This is a genomic window from Pantoea hericii, assembly GCF_014155795.1.
Taxonomy (GTDB): Bacteria; Pseudomonadota; Gammaproteobacteria; order Enterobacterales; family Enterobacteriaceae; genus Pantoea; species Pantoea eucalypti.
Genome location: NZ_SCKV01000002.1, coordinates 695365 through 711759, shown reverse-complemented (window position 1 = coordinate 711759; position 16395 = coordinate 695365). Strand labels below are relative to the sequence as shown.

General features: G+C 52.9%; 13 protein-coding genes. 10 read left to right on the top strand and 3 right to left on the bottom strand.

Translation table 11 applies throughout. From position 1 onward, the window contains the following. Window positions 1–271: 271 nt before the first annotated feature. From pmrB to eptA, 3 genes are read right to left on the bottom strand one after another with little or no spacing between them, the layout of a single operon-like run. A complete protein-coding gene (pmrB, locus tag H7K52_RS07015; protein WP_008925381.1) occupies window positions 272–1330 on the bottom strand; it encodes a two-component system sensor histidine kinase PmrB in 1059 nt (352 codons plus the stop codon). Next, window positions 1327–2007, bottom strand: a complete 681-nt coding sequence (gene pmrA, locus H7K52_RS07010) for a two-component system response regulator PmrA (RefSeq protein WP_008925380.1) — start codon at window positions 2005–2007, stop codon at window positions 1327–1329. The genes pmrB and pmrA overlap by 4 nt, the downstream gene beginning before the upstream one ends. After that, window positions 2007–3635, bottom strand: coding sequence for a phosphoethanolamine transferase EptA (gene eptA / locus H7K52_RS07005; protein WP_182629861.1), 1629 nt, complete (start codon window positions 3633–3635; stop codon window positions 2007–2009). Before eptA ends, pmrA begins: the two co-directional genes overlap by 1 nt. A 453-nt stretch (window positions 3636–4088) precedes the next feature. Here eptA and otsB point away from each other — a divergent pair, with 453 nt between their 5' ends. The 10 genes from otsB to H7K52_RS06955 all read left to right on the top strand — a co-directional run bounded on the left by otsB (window position 4089) and on the right by H7K52_RS06955 (window position 16333). Further along, the gene (gene otsB, locus H7K52_RS07000; protein WP_003849131.1) at window positions 4089–4877 is read left to right on the top strand and encodes a trehalose-phosphatase; all 789 of its coding nucleotides are present in this window, start codon (window positions 4089–4091) and stop codon (window positions 4875–4877) included. Then, window positions 4874–6310: an alpha,alpha-trehalose-phosphate synthase gene (gene otsA, locus H7K52_RS06995; protein ID WP_003849133.1), complete on the top strand. Its 1437-nt coding sequence runs from the start codon at window positions 4874–4876 to the stop codon at window positions 6308–6310. The genes otsB and otsA overlap by 4 nt, the downstream gene beginning before the upstream one ends. A 1029-nt stretch (window positions 6311–7339) precedes the next feature. Continuing rightward, on the top strand, window positions 7340–7693 hold the full coding sequence (flhD, locus tag H7K52_RS06990) for a flagellar transcriptional regulator FlhD (RefSeq protein ID WP_003849135.1): 354 nt from the start codon (window positions 7340–7342) through the stop codon (window positions 7691–7693). Beyond that, window positions 7690–8268, top strand: coding sequence for a flagellar transcriptional regulator FlhC (gene flhC, locus H7K52_RS06985; RefSeq protein WP_003849136.1), 579 nt, complete (start codon window positions 7690–7692; stop codon window positions 8266–8268). Before flhD ends, flhC begins: the two co-directional genes overlap by 4 nt. Window positions 8269–8400: 132 nt before the next feature. Then, window positions 8401–9288 carry a flagellar motor stator protein MotA gene (gene motA / locus H7K52_RS06980; protein WP_003849139.1) on the top strand — a complete coding sequence of 296 codons (888 nt, stop codon included), beginning with the start codon at window positions 8401–8403 and terminating at the stop codon, window positions 9286–9288. Beyond that, the gene (motB, locus tag H7K52_RS06975) at window positions 9285–10226 is read left to right on the top strand and encodes a flagellar motor protein MotB (protein WP_003849141.1); all 942 of its coding nucleotides are present in this window, start codon (window positions 9285–9287) and stop codon (window positions 10224–10226) included. Before motA ends, motB begins: the two co-directional genes overlap by 4 nt. An 11-nt stretch (window positions 10227–10237) precedes the next feature. Beyond that, complete coding sequence (gene cheA, locus H7K52_RS06970) at window positions 10238–12220, top strand: chemotaxis protein CheA (RefSeq protein WP_003849143.1); 1983 nt, start codon at window positions 10238–10240, stop codon at window positions 12218–12220. Between the two features lie 23 nt (window positions 12221–12243). Next, window positions 12244–12741: a chemotaxis protein CheW gene (gene cheW, locus H7K52_RS06965; protein ID WP_003849145.1), complete on the top strand. Its 498-nt coding sequence runs from the start codon at window positions 12244–12246 to the stop codon at window positions 12739–12741. Window positions 12742–12903: 162 nt separating this feature from the next. Continuing rightward, complete coding sequence (locus tag H7K52_RS06960) at window positions 12904–14577, top strand: methyl-accepting chemotaxis protein (protein ID WP_154926373.1); 1674 nt, start codon at window positions 12904–12906, stop codon at window positions 14575–14577. A gap of 193 nt (window positions 14578–14770) precedes the next feature. Beyond that, complete coding sequence (locus tag H7K52_RS06955) at window positions 14771–16333, top strand: methyl-accepting chemotaxis protein (RefSeq protein WP_039660023.1); 1563 nt, start codon at window positions 14771–14773, stop codon at window positions 16331–16333. Window positions 16334–16395: the final 62 nt, after the last annotated feature.

Sequence of the window (16395 nt, the reverse complement as noted above, 5' to 3'; positions counted from 1 at the left end):
TAGAGCACCCGGCGCATAGAGCAGGAGCCTCAATGGTCAGAAATGCGAGGTTGATAGCGGAGGGAAGAGCGGTGACATTTTACTGCAGTATCGCGACCTTAAGGTTTCCTTAATATGCAGTCGCGATACTGCCCGCTCTAAGTGAGGATAATATTATGAAAACTGTACCTGTCTCTCTTCCTGTTACTGCTTCACATCCGATGAGTGAATATGCTGCATTGCTGATTGCCGCAGCCACCGTTGTTCTTTTCCTGTCAGCCTGGTTTACTGCTTAAAATTTAACGACGGCCCGACACCCGCTTCGGTCGCGACGATTCCCCAGGAAAAACTGAAACCGGTGTAGCTGGACGATACGGCTGACAATGCTCAGCCCAAGTCCGATACCGCCGTAACGACTGTCCATGCGGATAAATGCCTTACTCAGCTCGCCACTTTTACTCTCATCGATACCGGGTCCCTCATCTTCCACCACCAACATCAGGTCGGGAGCAGAGAGCAGCTGCACACTGATCGTGCTGTTATCCGGGCTGTAGCGATGAGCATTCTCTACCAGATTACGCAACAACATCTTCAGCAGCGTGGCATCACCGCGCACAAACTGCTCCTGCGGCAAATCAAGCAACAGCGTCTGCTGATGCGCCTCCAGCATGATACTCAGCTCCGCCTCCATCGGCAGGATCACATCTTCGATCAGCCCGACGTTCTGATAGGTACCAGAGGTAAACGACTGCCCGGCACGCGCCAGATTCAGCAACTGCGACACGCTGTGTGTCATTTGATCCAGGCGCTGCACCAGCGGCTGAACTTTGACATCGCTATTACGCTCAATTAATTCCAGATGCAGACGTAATCCCGCCAGCGGCGTACGCAACTCATGCGCCACATCAGCAGTGAACAGCCGCTCGCGCTCGAGGCTGCTGTTCAGACGCGCGACCAGCTGATTGATCGCCTGGGTCACGGCATCGATCTCATGGACCTGACTGTAACAGGCGACAGGCTCGAGATTTTCTTCGCTGCGACTCTCCAGTTCACGCTGTAACTGATAAAGCGGCCGGGTAATCCATTTTACCGCCTGATAGCAAAGCAACAGCGTCAGAGTAATCATGACCAGACTAGGCACCGCCAGGCTGGCTACCGCTTCATGAATTTCACGTTTAACGTGACTGTCCATGTTACGTTTCTGCAACTGCGCTTCCACCAGAAACTGAATCTGCTCTTTACTCTCATGCCATAACCAGATCACGCTGATGATCTGAAAGACCAGCAGAATCAGGCCGATAGCCAGAATGAGGCGAAAGCGCATACTACGGTGATCGAAACCTCTTATCATGTTGCCTCACGAACGCCATCCTGCGTTACCAGCGCATAACCGAAGCCACGCACGGTGCGAATCGCGCTTTTACCAATTTTGTCACGCAGATTATGGATATGTACTTCCAGCGTATTAGTAGAAGGCTCGGTCTCCCAGTTGTAAATATCCTGGTAGAGAATTTCACGGTGCACCGGATTTCCAGCCTTGAGCATCAGCCGTGACAGAATCGCAAACTCTTTAGGTGTCAGATCCAGCAGCACGTCATTAAGCATAATCTGGCGATGGGTCATATCCAGTGCCAGCGCACCCACTCTGACATGACTGTCGCCCTGATTAACATGGCGGCGGATCAATGCGCGGATACGCGCCAGCAGCTCATCCAGCGAAAACGGTTTAATCAGATAGTCGTCAGCACCCGCGTCGAGTCCGGCAATCCGCTCGTTGATGGTGTCGCGCGCGGTCAGAATCAGCACGGGTGTCATCTTCTTCTGGCGACGCAGTCGTATCAGAAAATGCAGGCCATCTTCGTCCGGCAGGCCAAGGTCCAGCACCACCAGACTATAGAGGCCGCTGGCGAAGTGCGCTTCAGCGTCCCGCACGCGCGTCACGCCATCACAGACATAGCCTTCACCTTCCAGCGCCAGTATCAGACCCTGCAACAGCAGAGCATCATCTTCAACAATCAGTATCTTCATTAAGGTTGGCTCCGACACGACGTCAAAATATCATCCGCTGGCACATATTCGTGAGTCGCGGTGCCGGTTAATCCCAGCATGGTTGAAAACAGATTATCCTGTGAAAATTCGTCTGTCGCCGCCAGTTTATTCAGGCAACCGCGATTAACGGCATAGCGTTTCTGATAATCATCGGAAAGCCAGATCAGAAGCGGCACATGTTTCTGGGTGTCCGGTGCAATAGCATAGGGCAGGCCATGCAGGTAAGCCCCATTTTCACCCAGCGATTCGCCATGGTCTGACAGATAGACCAGGCTGGTGGTGAAGCGATCCTGATGCGCACGCAGTACATTAATGGCTTTATCGACAATATGATCCACATTGACCAGCGTATTGTCATAAGTATTGATCAGCTGTTGCTGCGAACAGTCCTGTATCTGATTGGTATCACAGGTCGGTTCAAACTGACGGAACTGCGGCGGATAGCGATGGCTGTAAGTCGGACCATGACTGCCAATGGTGTGCAGCACGATCACCGCATTGCCTTTTAACTGACTGATGTATTCATCCAGACCGTGGAACAGCACGTCGTCATAACACTCACCCTCAATGCACATGCCAGGCAGGTTCAGGCTGGTCATATCCTGATGTGGAACACGATCGCAGGCACCTTTACAGCCGCCATCGTTCTCATTCCACAACACGCTGATCCCGGCACGCTGAATGACATCGAGCAATCCTTCCTGGTGCGCGGCCAGCACATCATCATAATGTGCGCGCGGCATATTAGAGAACATGCAGGGCACGGAAACCGCCGTAGCGGTGCCGCACGAGGTGGTGTGCGGGAAATAGATCACATCATCTTTCGCCAGTAAGGGATTGGTCAGACGGCCATAACCGCCCAGCGAGAAGTTTTGCGCGCGTGAGGTTTCACCCAGCACCAGAATCGTCAGATTCGGCTTGCCGCTGCTGCGGCTGGGCTGCAGGTGGGCATCTTCACCGATACGAATCAGCGGCGCGTTCTGCAGCTGCTCGTGTTTATACCAGGAGAGCGTCGCCGCAATGCTGTTAGAAGGACTAAGCGCTTTAACCAGCTCGCGGTTGTTGCGAAATAGCGAGGCGTAATCTTTATAGAAGAGCAGGGCGACCAGCACGATCAGTGCGGCTGAGAGCAGCACGCTGAGCAGTCGCGCCAGCACGCCGCGCCACCGCTGCTTTTTGATTCGCGGCCAGAACACCAGCAACGCCATCAGCACCCCTGAGCTAAGCAGGGTCACGAGCAGCTTTGGCGTGATCAGCGCAAAAGATTCCGAAGCCGTGGTGTCCATCATGTTGGTGATCATCGAGCGATCGACCACGATGTTATAGGTCTGAATAAAATATTGTGCCGACGCGGAGAGCAGAATAAACAGCACGGCCAGCAGGCGATCCAGCCAGATAAACGAGGCCAGTGTAATCACGATATTAATGACGCTAAAGGCGACCAGCGGCATTGATAAAAACACCAGCGTGGTATGCAGGTCGTTCAGCGGCATTCTCGTCAGCACCTGACGGTAATAGGCAATATTAAGGAAAATCGCGATGTAAACCGCAGCCAGAATCAACAACGTAAGGCGGCTGATTAGCGGCCTTTTAAGGGTTAACGCCATGTGAGCAGGAACCAAAGTAATAAAAGTGTCACGAGAATGCACTTTCAATATTAGGAATACCTTAAGAAACTTAAGGTTTGAATCTGGCTGGCTGGTGAGGCAGCGATACAACAACGGCCGCAGCGAACAGTGGATCGGCGAAGGCCCGTAAAGCTAAAAAAAACAGATGTGCAGTGCGCTGTTATGCTGTCTTAACCGCAGCGGCTGGCATGAAAACTGCATATTTCTGGCATAACCCCTGTTAATGACTACACTTAATGTGAAGATGTTCTCAGTTAGCCAGTATTGTCAGCAATGCGCTTGCAAGTTTGAGGAGTGTGACCTATTCAATCACCGCGTTTTATCCCTCAATCACCGTTTTATCAGAATTTCCCGCTTGCTGACCTGACTGCGTCAGGACATTCTTGTTTTAACTCAATGTTTTATTAAAATTCGATTTTCAGGAGAAGTAACGTGACTCAAGCGGCAGATACCCATGCCAGGTACCCGACATTAAGCAGCGGGCAATACGCCTTCTTTTTTGATGTCGACGGCACGCTGGCAGCGATACAGTCCCGTCCCGAAGCGGTATTTATTCCTGAGCAGGTCATTGCGCAACTGCAGCGACTGTCTGCACTCTCACAGGGTGCACTTGCGCTGGTTTCTGGCAGACCCATAGAACAACTTGATGCGCTGGCCGCGCCTCTGCACGGCCCGGCCGCGGGTGTGCATGGTGCTGAACGCCGTGATGCCGAGGGTAATCTGCATCGCATCAGCCTGCCCGCTGAGGTTGAGCAACCGCTCAGAACCGAACTGCAGGCGGCCATGGCCGCGTGGCCAGGCACTCAACTGGAGATCAAAGGCATGGCCTTTGCGCTTCATTATCGTCAGGCGATGCAGCATGAGCAGGATGTCATGCGACTGGCCGAACAGTCAGTAAAGCGTTTCCCGGGACTGGCGCTTCAGCCGGGAAAATGTGTGGTAGAAATCAAACCAGCAGGTATCGATAAAGGCGCCGCAATAGGCGACTTTATGCAGCAGTCCCCTTTTGCCGGACGTACGCCGGTCTTTATTGGCGACGATCTCACTGATGAGAAGGGCTTTCTGGCCGTCAACGAACGACAGGGCGTTTCTGTCAAAGTCGGCGAAGGGTTCAGCCAGGCCGATTATCGGCTAAGTGATGTCGATGCGGTTTACGGCTGGCTGGAAAAAACATTATTACTATTAGAGCAAGACAACGTCGGTAAGGAGTTTAGGTTATGAGTCGTTTAGTGGTTGTTTCTAACCGTGTCGCCATGCCAGATGGGTCTAAAACCAGTGCTGGCGGCCTGGCCGTAGGCATTCTCGATGCTCTGAAAAGCACCGGTGGAATGTGGTTTGGCTGGAACGGTGAAATCAGCGAGTTCACTGGCGAGGAGGTAGAGGACGTCAAGGTTCAGGAACATGAAGGTATCGAATATGCCTCGTTCCCGCTGAGCCAAAACGATTACGATCTCTATTATTGTCAGTTCTCCAATACAGTGATCTGGCCTGCCTTCCATTATCGCCTCGACCTGGTGCAGTTCCAGCGTGAAGCGTGGGAAGGGTATTGCGACGTCAATGATTCGGTGGCGCAGCGTTTAAAACCGCTGATCAAGCCTGATGATATTGTCTGGATCCACGATTATCACTTTTTACCGTTTGCCGCCGCACTGCGTCGCGCAGGCATCAATAACCGCATCGGTTTCTTCCTGCATATTCCGTTCCCGACGCCTGAAATCTTTAACGCGCTGCCACCACACAAAGAGCTGCTGGAAATGCTGTGTGAGTATGACCTGCTGGGCTTCCAGACCGAATCCGATCGGGTGGCATTCCTTGACAGCGTCAGCCAGCTCACGCAGTTACAGAATAAGGGCGACAAAAAGCATCGTGCCTTTGGCAACACCTTTATGACGGAGGTGTATCCGATCGGGATTGAGCCAGACAGCATTAAAGAGATGGCCGAAGGACCGCTGCCGCCGAAAATGGCTGCCATGAAGAAAGAGCTTGGCGATGCGCGCAACATCATTGCCTGCGAACGTCTCGACTATTCCAAAGGTCTTCCGGAGCGTTTCCTGGCTTATGAAGCGCTGCTGGAAAACTTCCCGGAGCATCGCGGCAAGATCCGCTATTCGCAGATCGCCCCAACTTCGCGTGGCGATGTGCAGGCGTACCAGGATATCCGTCATCAGCTGGAGACCGAAGCAGGGCGCATCAACGGTAAGTACGGAACGCTGGGCTGGACCCCGCTCTACTATCTTAACCAGCATTTCGACCGTCGCCTGCTGATGAAGATCTTCCGCCTCACCGATGTCGGTCTGGTGACGCCGCTGCGTGATGGGATGAACCTGGTGGCCAAAGAGTATGTTGCTGCGCAGGACCCGGACGATCCAGGCGTACTGGTGCTGTCGCGCTTTGCCGGGGCAGCAAATGAGCTGACCTCAGCGCTGATAGTCAATCCTTATGACCGTGATGAAGTGGCCGCCGCACTGGACAAGGCGATTACCATGCCGCGTACCGAAAGGATTTCACGCTACAACGACATGATGGCGGTATTGCGTAAGAATGATATTACCGCATGGCGTGAAAGCTTCCTGAAAGACCTGGAACGCATCGACCCACGTAGCGTTGACCACAACACGGCCAACAAGGTTGCAACCTTCCCAAAACTGGCTTGATCTGAGTCCAGGTTAAGATGATAAAAGCAGCGATACCCGAGTCAGGGTTTCGCTGCTTTTTTTTGGTACCGCTCACAGAAAAGCCGCCCCGCATCTGTTAAGGACCGAATGTGGTAAGCACGCGTGAGTGCGCAGAGTGGCGCGATTCCTGCAATCTCCGCGATCCCTGCAACACCCACCATGTCCCGAACCCCGTCAGCACGGCCCCTGCCGCTTTATTTACCTTCTTTACTCAAGTTTTCCGACAGGCTGCCGATAGTGTTAGTGCCAACCTATAACTCCTCGTTAATTCATTCGACATTCTTATGTAACCCCTTGTTACATCGGATATCTCAGCCCGGACACATCCCTGCAACTGTTAACACCCGTTGTCAGAAAATTCGCGTACTGCCGTATAAACCTTAACGGTTTCATTACTTACCTTCTGCGATACTCCCGTTAAGTAACTAATTTAACAGCAATTACGCGCACCGCCTGCCAGCACAATCTTCTGATAACGCGTGTTTGGCTGGTTCTAAATAGGGTGTTAAAACGATTAACACCCAATATTCATTCCGGACTGCTCAAAGCGTCGAATAGCGATGATTTTACCCCCTATTAAACCTTTCTCAGGACCAATTGGACTTAAAATTGCTCTTTTTTGAGCAAAAAATGACCGGTCGGTAAGAAATCGTAAAGGGTTGCTGAAGAAATTTGCCTTAAAAGTGTGATCTGCGTCACACTTTATCTAAAATTACGCGTCACTGTCGTTGTATGTCGAAATCAGACGATATAGATTTGCCTTGTTTTCGGATTAGTCCTAAAAAACGTAAGAAGATGTAACGGAAGATGTCCAGAACTCGAAAATAGAATGGCATGGATTTTCGACCTTCGGTGGGTCTGAAACCCACAAAAAACAGAAGGCGAAAACGGTGACATTAATTATATGTGAAGTTTTTTTTGCCATCTTTTGATTTAACAAACAGCAGCTCGAACCGCAGAGTTTTATCTGCGATACAGTTACGTCGCATCTCTCAGGATGGAAAAATAATGGGCACCTCTGAAGTACTGAAACATATTTACGATCTCAACTTGTCTTATTTACTGCTGGCACAGCGCTTAATTAACCAGGATAAAGCCTCAGCGATGTTTCGCCTCGGCATTGACGAGAAAATGGCGAACGCATTATCTGAATTAACATTGCCTGAAATGGTAAAAATGGCAGAAACCAATCAACTGGTTTGTCAGTTTCGTTTTACCGACAGCAGCAGCATTAGTCGGCTGACGCAGGAATCTCGCGTGGATGATTTACAGCAAATCCATACAGGAATTTTATTATCCAGCCGTTTACTGCGTAATGCGTCTAAAGATGATGCGCCTGCTAAAAAGAGAGCAATGTCATGAGTGAGAAAAGTATTGTTCAGGAAGCACGTGATATTCAGCTCGCAATGGAGTTGATCACACTGGGTGCACGCTTACAGATGTTAGAGAGTGAAACCCAGCTCAGTCGTGGTCGTCTGATCAAGCTCTATAAAGAATTACGTGGCAGTCCGCCACCGAAAGGCATGCTGCCGTTCTCCACGGACTGGTTTATGACGTGGGAGCAGAACATCCATGCTTCGATGTTCTGTAACGCCTGGAAGTTTTTACTGAAAACTGGCCTGTGCAGCGGCGTAGATGCCGTGATTAAAGCTTACCGCCTGTATCTTGAACAGTGTCCTCAATCGGACGAGGGCCCACTGTTGGCGCTGACTCGAGCCTGGACCCTGGTCCGATTTGTTGATAGCGGTATGCTGGAACTGGCGGATTGTAAGAGCTGCAGCGGCAGCTTTATTAACCATGCGCATCAGCCGGTTGGCAGCTTTACCTGCAGCCTGTGCCAGCCGCCATCACGTGCCGTAAAAAGACGTAAACTTTCTGCAGAACCTGCCGATATATTTCCACAACTGCTGGATGAACAGGTTAAACACGCCGTTTAAATTTGTTCGCATTGTGGAAGCCATCCAGCAGCGGTTAATACCGCTGCTTTTTTTTTGCTTGCGGTTCAGGAATAGCACCTGCAGCTCTCTGGCTTAACTTCCACCAACACGTTACGGACGTAAGGATTTTTTGTGCTGATAATTATAGGTTACCTGATTGTTTTAGGCTCCGTGTTGGGCGGATATGCGCTGGTAGGTGGCCATCTTGGCGCGCTTTATCAGCCTGCTGAATTATTAATGATCGGCGGTGCCGGTGCGGGTGCTTTTTTAGTCGGCAACAATGGCAAGTCGATTAAAAAAACGCTGAAAGCGCTGCCTAAATTATTTCGCGGCTCCAAATACAATAAAGCCGTTTACATGGATTTAATGGCGCTGCTTTATCGCCTGATGGCGAAGTCGCGCCAGCAGGGGATGCTGTCGCTGGAACGGGATATTGAAGATCCGAGCCAGAGTGAAATTTTTGCTAATTATCCCCGTATTCTTGCCGATAAACAGTTAGTCGATTTTATCACTGACTATTTACGTCTGATGGTGAGCGGCAACATGAACGCCTTTGAAATCGAAGCGTTGATGGATGAAGAGATAGAGACCTACGAACATGAGTGTGACGTACCAGCGCAAAGTATTGCTGCAGTCGGTGATGGTCTTCCTGCATTCGGTATCGTCGCAGCAGTAATGGGCGTGGTTCACGCACTGGCTTCTGCTGACCGTCCGGCCGCTGAGCTGGGTGCGCTGGTCGCGCATGCGATGGTGGGGACGTTCCTGGGCATTTTGCTGGCGTACGGGTTTGTCTCCCCGCTGTCGTCAGTATTGCGTCAGAAGTGTGCGGAAACCACCAAGATGATGCAGTGCATCAAGGTGACATTGCTGTCGAGCCTGAATGGTTACGCGCCGCAAATCGCGGTGGAGTTTGGTCGCAAGACGCTTTATTCCGCCGAGCGCCCATCGTTCAGCGAACTGGAAGAGCACGTGCGTAACGCCAAGAACCCGGCTAAACAGACGTCAGACGAGGCTTCATGAAACACGGCAATCGCCCAATTGTGCTGATCAAAAAGCGCAAACATAAAGGCCATGAAGGCAGCCACGGATCGTGGAAGATTGCCTACGCCGACTTTATGACGGCGATGATGGCCTTTTTTATGGTGATGTGGCTGCTCTCTATCGCCAACCCGCAGGAGCTGGTGCAGATTGCAGACTACTTTAAAACACCCCTTAAAGTTGCGATTACCGGTGGTCAACGCAGCAGCGACAGTACCAGTCCAATCCCTGGCGGTGGAGATGATCCGACCAAAAAGATTGGCGAGGTTAATAAAGTCGTCGATATGGATGCCCAGAAACGCAAGCTGGATGAGATTCGCCTTAACCGTTTGCGTGAAAAGCTCGACCAGTTGATCGAAGCGGATCCGCGCCTTAAAACGCTGCGCCCGCATCTGATCATCAACATGGTGGAAGAGGGGCTGCGTATTCAGATTATCGACAGTCAGAATCGCCCGATGTTTAAAACCGGTCGGGCCGAGGTGGAGCCTTATATGCGCGATATCCTGCGTGCAATAGCGCCCATCCTTAATGACATCCCGAACCGCATCAGCCTGGCCGGACATACCGACGATTTTCAGTATGCCAGCGGTGATAAAGGCTACAGCAACTGGGAACTGTCGGCTGACCGTGCGAACGCCTCACGCCGTGAACTGGTTATTGGCGGCCTGGACAGTGGCAAGATTTTACGGGTGTTAGGCATGGCCGACACCATGAGCCTGAAAAATCGTGGCGGGAATGATGCAGTAAACCGCCGCATTAGCCTGCTGGTGTTGAACCACGACACCGAAGCGGCAATTGAAAAAGAGAACGCAGAAAGTGATGCCGTCCAGATCAGCGATCCGGCGGCGATTGAACAGATTACCGCACCTGCAACACCAGGCAGCGCGGTGAATACAGCAGCCCCCTCACAGCCGAGGTGATTCCCGTGAGTATGGACATCAGCGATTTTTACCAGACGTTTTTTGATGAAGCCGATGAGCTATTAGCGGATATGGAACAACACCTGTTGGGTCTGGACCCACAGGAGCCAGATTCGGAACAGCTTAACGCCATCTTCCGTGCCGCTCACTCCATAAAGGGTGGGGCCGGAACCTTTGGTTTTACGGTATTGCAGGAAACGACTCATATCCTGGAAAACATTCTGGATGGTGCTCGTCGCGGCGAGATGCAGCTCAGCACCGACATCATCAACCTGTTTTTGGAAACCAAAGATATTATGCAGGAACAGCTCGATGCTTATAAAACCGCGCAGGAGCCTAACGCGGAGAGCTTCAAATATATCTGTGAAGCGCTGCGCCAGCTGGCGTTAGAGGCCAAAGGTCTGCCGGTTGAAGCACCGGCCAGTGTTGCCACTGCCAGCGCAGAGCCCGCCAGCACCAGCGGCCTGCGTGTACAGCTGATCGATCTCAAAGAGAAAGAGGTCGATTTGATGCTGGAAGAGATGAGTAATCTGGGCACGCTGACCAATGTGCAGAAGGGCAGCAACATGCTGGACGTCTGCATTGATGGCGTCGGTAAAGATGACATCGTGGCGGTGCTCTGTTTCGTCATTGACGAAGCGCAAATTCGCTTCCCGGCAGCTGATGACGCTGTTGCTGAGCCGGTTGCCGTCGCCGCTCCCGCCGCACCTGTGGTGGAAGAGGTTCACACCGCGACCGTCACCGAACTGCCTGTGGCAGCGGCGAAGCGTGAAACTAAGCGCGCTGCAGCGCCGGCTAAATCAAGCGAATCCACTAGCATCCGCGTAGCCGTGGAGAAAGTCGATCAGCTGATCAACCTGGTGGGCGAACTGGTGATTACCCAGTCAATGCTCGCCCAGCGTTCCGGCGAACTCGATCCGGTGGCGCACGGCGACCTGCTGAACAGCATGGGTCAGCTGGAGCGTAACGCCCGCGATCTGCAGGAATCGGTGATGTCGATTCGTATGATGCCAATGGAATATGTCTTCAGCCGCTTCCCGCGTCTGGTGCGTGACCTGGCAAGCAAACTTGGCAAAGAGGTCGAACTGACATTGCTGGGCAGTTCAACCGAACTCGATAAGAGCCTGATTGAACGCATCATTGATCCATTAACACACCTGGTGCGTAACAGTCTTGACCACGGTATCGAAACGCCAGAGAAACGCCTTGTCGCCGGTAAAGTGGCAACCGGTAACCTGACGCTTTCAGCGGAACATCAGGGTGGCAACATCTGCATCGAAGTTTCTGATGATGGTGCCGGTCTGAACCGTGAACGTATTCTTGCAAAAGCACTGTCATCGGGCCTGCCAGTCCATGAGAACATGAGCGACGAAGAGGTCGGCATGTTGATTTTCGCACCAGGCTTCTCTACAGCGGAGCAGGTGACGGATGTTTCAGGACGCGGCGTCGGTATGGACGTGGTGAAACGAAATATTCAGGAGATGGGCGGTCACGTTGAAATCGCCTCGAAGCAGGGCAAAGGCACGACCATTCGTATTCTGCTGCCGCTGACGCTGGCCATCCTTGATGGCATGTCCGTTCGCGTCGCCAATGAAGTCTTTATTCTGCCGCTGAATGCGGTGATGGAGTCGCTGCAACCGCGTGCCGAAGATCTCAAACCGATGGCCGGTGGCGAGTGCGTACTGGAAGTCCGTGGTGAATATCTGCCACTGGTTGAGTTGTGGAACGTCTTTGATGTGCAGGATGCTAAAACCGAAGCCACTCAGGGCATCGTGGTGATCCTGCAAAGCGCGGGCAAACGCTATGCGCTGCTGGTCGATCAGCTGATTGGTCAACATCAGGTGGTGGTGAAGAACCTGGAAAGTAACTATCGCAAAGTGCCGGGCATCTCTGCTGCCACCATTCTTGGCGATGGTAGCGTAGCGCTGATTGTCGATGTTTCAGCACTGCAATCACTTAACCGTGAAAAACGTGTGGCTGGCGCTGCCGCCTGATTGATAACGAAAGGGTAAATAACATGAATGGAATGGCAACCGTGACAAAAATTGCTGGCGAAACTGTGGGTCAGGAGTTTCTGGTCTTCACGCTGGGCGACGAAGAATACGGCATCGATATCCTCAAAGTTCAGGAAATTCGCGGTTACGATCAGGTAACACGTATTGCGAATACCCCTGATTTTATCCGCGGAGTGACTAACCTGCGCGGTGTCATCGTGCCCATTATCGATCTGCGCGTGAAGTTTGCGCAGCCCGATGTTGAGTACAATGAAAACACTGTGGTTATCGTGCTGAATCTGGAAAATCGTGTGGTTGGTATTGTGGTTGACGGCGTTTCTGACGTGCTGTCGCTGACTCAGGATCAGATCCGACCTTCACCGGAGTTTGCGGTGACCATGTCGACCGAGTACATGACCGGTCTGGGTGCACTGGGCGATCGCATGCTGATTCTGGTCGACATCGAAAAGCTGCTGAGCAGCGACGAGATGGCGCTGGTTGATAATCTGCGTAGCGCGTAATCGAATCTTCACGGGCCAGTTATGGCTGGCCCGTGATAATTACTTCATGTGATAATCCCTTTAAATTCATAGAATAAAGTTACGTCCTCCCTAATTTCCTGCGATCACCTGCCGATAATCCCTGAGTCACTTTTTAATTACCTACTTTGTTCAGGGTTACTCATGTTAACGAAAATCCGTGTTGTCACCAGCCTGTTACTGGTGTTGCTGGTGTTCGGGCTGTTACAGGCCTTCTCCGGTTCTGTCTTTTACTCCGCATTAAGTCACGATAAGCAAAACTTCGCCGTGTCACAGCTTGCCATGCAAAATACGCAGGGGCTTAATGATGCCTATATGAGTCTTAACCAGAGCCGTGTATTGCTGACCCGCATTCAGCTGCGTTTTGCCACCAGTAAACTTGAAGGCAAACCGGCGGATGTTGCTACGCTGTTTGAAGAGAGTCAGCGTTTCCAGCAGGCGGCCGCGGGCTTCTACAAGGCGTTCAGAGAGACGCCAGAAACCCCAGGAATGGATGAGCAACTCGGCAGCCAGCTTGACCAGCGCTTCAGAGACTATGCGGGCGCGCTGAGCAGCCTGCAGAGCGCGCTGCAGGTAAACGACATGGTCGCGGCCGCTAAAGCCCCGGTCGCACCGAGCCAGAGTGCATTTCTGACGCTCTACCGTGAGTGGCGCGCCGACCAGAGTCGTCTGACCAGCCTGGGTGTGGCAGAAAACAGCAGTGCCTATACCCGTATGATGTGGATCCTCTCCATCATTATGGCCGCGGTGGTGGCGGTGATCGTGCTCTGCTGGTTTGGCCTGCGCAAAATCGTCATAACGCCGTTGAACAGCAGCATTAACCACATCCAGCATATCGCCCGGGGCGATTTAACCCAGCCGATCGTGGTGGAAGGGCGCAACGAGATGACCCAGCTCGCAGCCAGCCTGCATGATATGCAGCAGTCGCTGGTGCGCACCGTGACCAATGTGCGTGAAGGATCGGATGCGATCTTCACCGGCGCCAGTGAGATCGCTAGCGGGAACAATGACCTGTCCGCTCGCACAGAACAGCAGGCGGCCTCACTTGAGCAGACGGCAGCCAGCATGGAGCAGCTCACCGCCACGGTAAAACAGAATGCTGAAAACGCCCGCCAGGCGTCACAGCTGGCACTCAGCGCCTCCGAAACCGCAGAGAAAGGCGGAAACGTTGTGGCTGGCGTGGTGAAAACCATGAGCGAAATCGCCGGCAGCTCGAAGAAAATTGCCGATATCACCAGCGTGATTGATGGGATTGCGTTCCAGACCAATATTCTGGCGCTTAATGCGGCCGTTGAAGCGGCGCGTGCCGGAGAACAGGGTCGCGGTTTTGCTGTGGTGGCGGGTGAAGTGCGCAGTCTGGCGCAGCGCAGCGCCCAGGCGGCCAAAGAGATCAAAGGATTGATCGATGACTCCGTGAGCCGGGTCAACGTCGGTTCGCAGCTGGTTGGCACCGCGGGCGAAACTATGAGCGATATCGTCAGTGCCGTCACACGCGTCACCGACATCATGGGTGAAATTGCCTCGGCGTCGGACGAGCAGAGTCGCGGCATCGATCAGGTCGGTCAGGCGGTTACTGAGATGGATCGCGTGACCCAGCAGAACGCCTCGCTGGTGGAGGAATCCGCTGCGGCGGCCGCCTCGCTGGAAGACCAGGCCAGCCGGTTAAGCCAGGCCGTGTCGGTGTTCAACATTACACGCGGCACCGTGCAGCAGACGCTGACAAAGCATCTGCCGATTGCCGCGCCAGCCACGGTTGCGCAGATCCCCCGCAAAGCCCTGACGGCCCCCGTCAGTGATACCCACTGGGAAACCTTTTGATGTCCCGTTGCGCATCCTGAGGGATGCGCAACACTCCCCGTTATTCCTCTGCTTAAAGCCAAACTCAGCAGCTCATGCTGATAAAAATAATTACAAAAGCCACTTCTCTCCTGAAAGCGCCAAAAAGCGTTAATTAATCCTGAAGGGTCGCCGATATAGCCGCTGCACCTTAATCAACCTGCAGGGGAACAAGATGTTAAAAAAAATAAAAGTGGTAACCAGTTTAATCGCAGTACTGGTTATCTTTGGCGCGCTCCAGTTAGTCTCTGGCAGCCTTTTTTGGTCAGCACTGAATAAAGACAAAGCTTCCTTCGCGCTGTCTCAGGTCTCTAATCGTAATGTTACTGAGATGACAGATGCTTATATTTCCTTAAACAACAGCCGTACCACGCTGAACCGCGGCATGCTTCGGTTACAGACCAGCATGGCTTCGCAGATGAACGGCGGTCAGCTTGATGAACTTATCACCAAAGCCAATAACCAGTTAGCAGAGGCCGATCGTCACTTCAAAATCTATTACCATCTGCCTACCACCGCTGGTCTTGACGAGACGCTGGGGGACAAGCTTGAAGCTGATTACGGCAATTATGAAAACGGCCTGAAAGCGATGGTAAAAAGTCTGCAGGCACGTGACCTGGAAGGGATGTTCAAACAGAACATCGAACAGAAGCAGGTGGCGATGCAGGAGAGTTACAATAAATGGCGTGCGCTGCAGACTGCACTTTCTGACAAGGGCATGGAACAGAACCACAACGCGTACACCCAGATGATGTGGCTGCTGGCCACCATTGGCGTTGCGGTACTGGCGGTGATTATTACCTGCTGGTTTGGCCTGCGTCAGGTACTGATTCAGCCCCTGCAACAGCTGCTGGCACAGATTCGTGCTATCGCTTCCGGTGATCTGACACAGACTATTGTGGTTGAGGGACGCAATGAGATGAGCCAGCTGGCCGCAGGCATCCATGAGATGCAACAGTCTCTGGTAATGACCGTGGGTAATGTCCGTGATGGCTCAGATGCCATCTTTACCGGTGCCAGCGAAATCGCCGCCGGTAACAACGACCTGTCGTCACGCACCGAAGAGCAGGCCGCCTCACTGGAACAGACTGCCGCCAGCATGGAGCAGTTGACCGCCACGGTGAAGCAGAATGCGGACAACGCCCGTCAGGCGTCGCAACTGGCGCTGACCGCCTCCGAAACCGCACAGCAGGGCGGGAAAGTGGTTAATGGCGTTGTCACCACGATGAAAGAGATTGCGGACAGCTCGAAGAAAATTGCTGACATCATCAGTGTGATCGACGGTATCGCCTTCCAGACTAATATACTGGCGCTGAATGCCGCCGTTGAAGCCGCGCGGGCCGGTGAGCAGGGGCGTGGTTTTGCAGTAGTGGCGGGTGAAGTGCGCAGCCTGGCACAGCGTAGCGCCCAGGCCGCCAAAGAGATCAAAGGCCTGATTGAAGACTCCGTCTCTCGCGTTAACGATGGGTCACTGCAGGTTGAAAGCGCCGGCAGTACCATGAATGAGATTGTGGGTGCCGTGACCCGCGTTACCGACATCATGGGCGAAATCGCCTCAGCGTCTGATGAACAGAGCCGCGGTATTGAACAGGTCGGCGTGGCCGTTACTGAAATGGATCGCGTGACGCAGCAGAATGCTTCTCTGGTTGAGGAGTCTGCCGCCGCCGCCGCCGCTCTGGAGCAGCAAGCCAGCGTTCTGACCCAGGCAGTCTCCGTATTCAAAATTTCCCGCGCCTGATTTTCTGCTTTTCACCATGGCAGCGGCTTTAAGCTGCTGCCATGCATAAAGTTCCCCCTGAC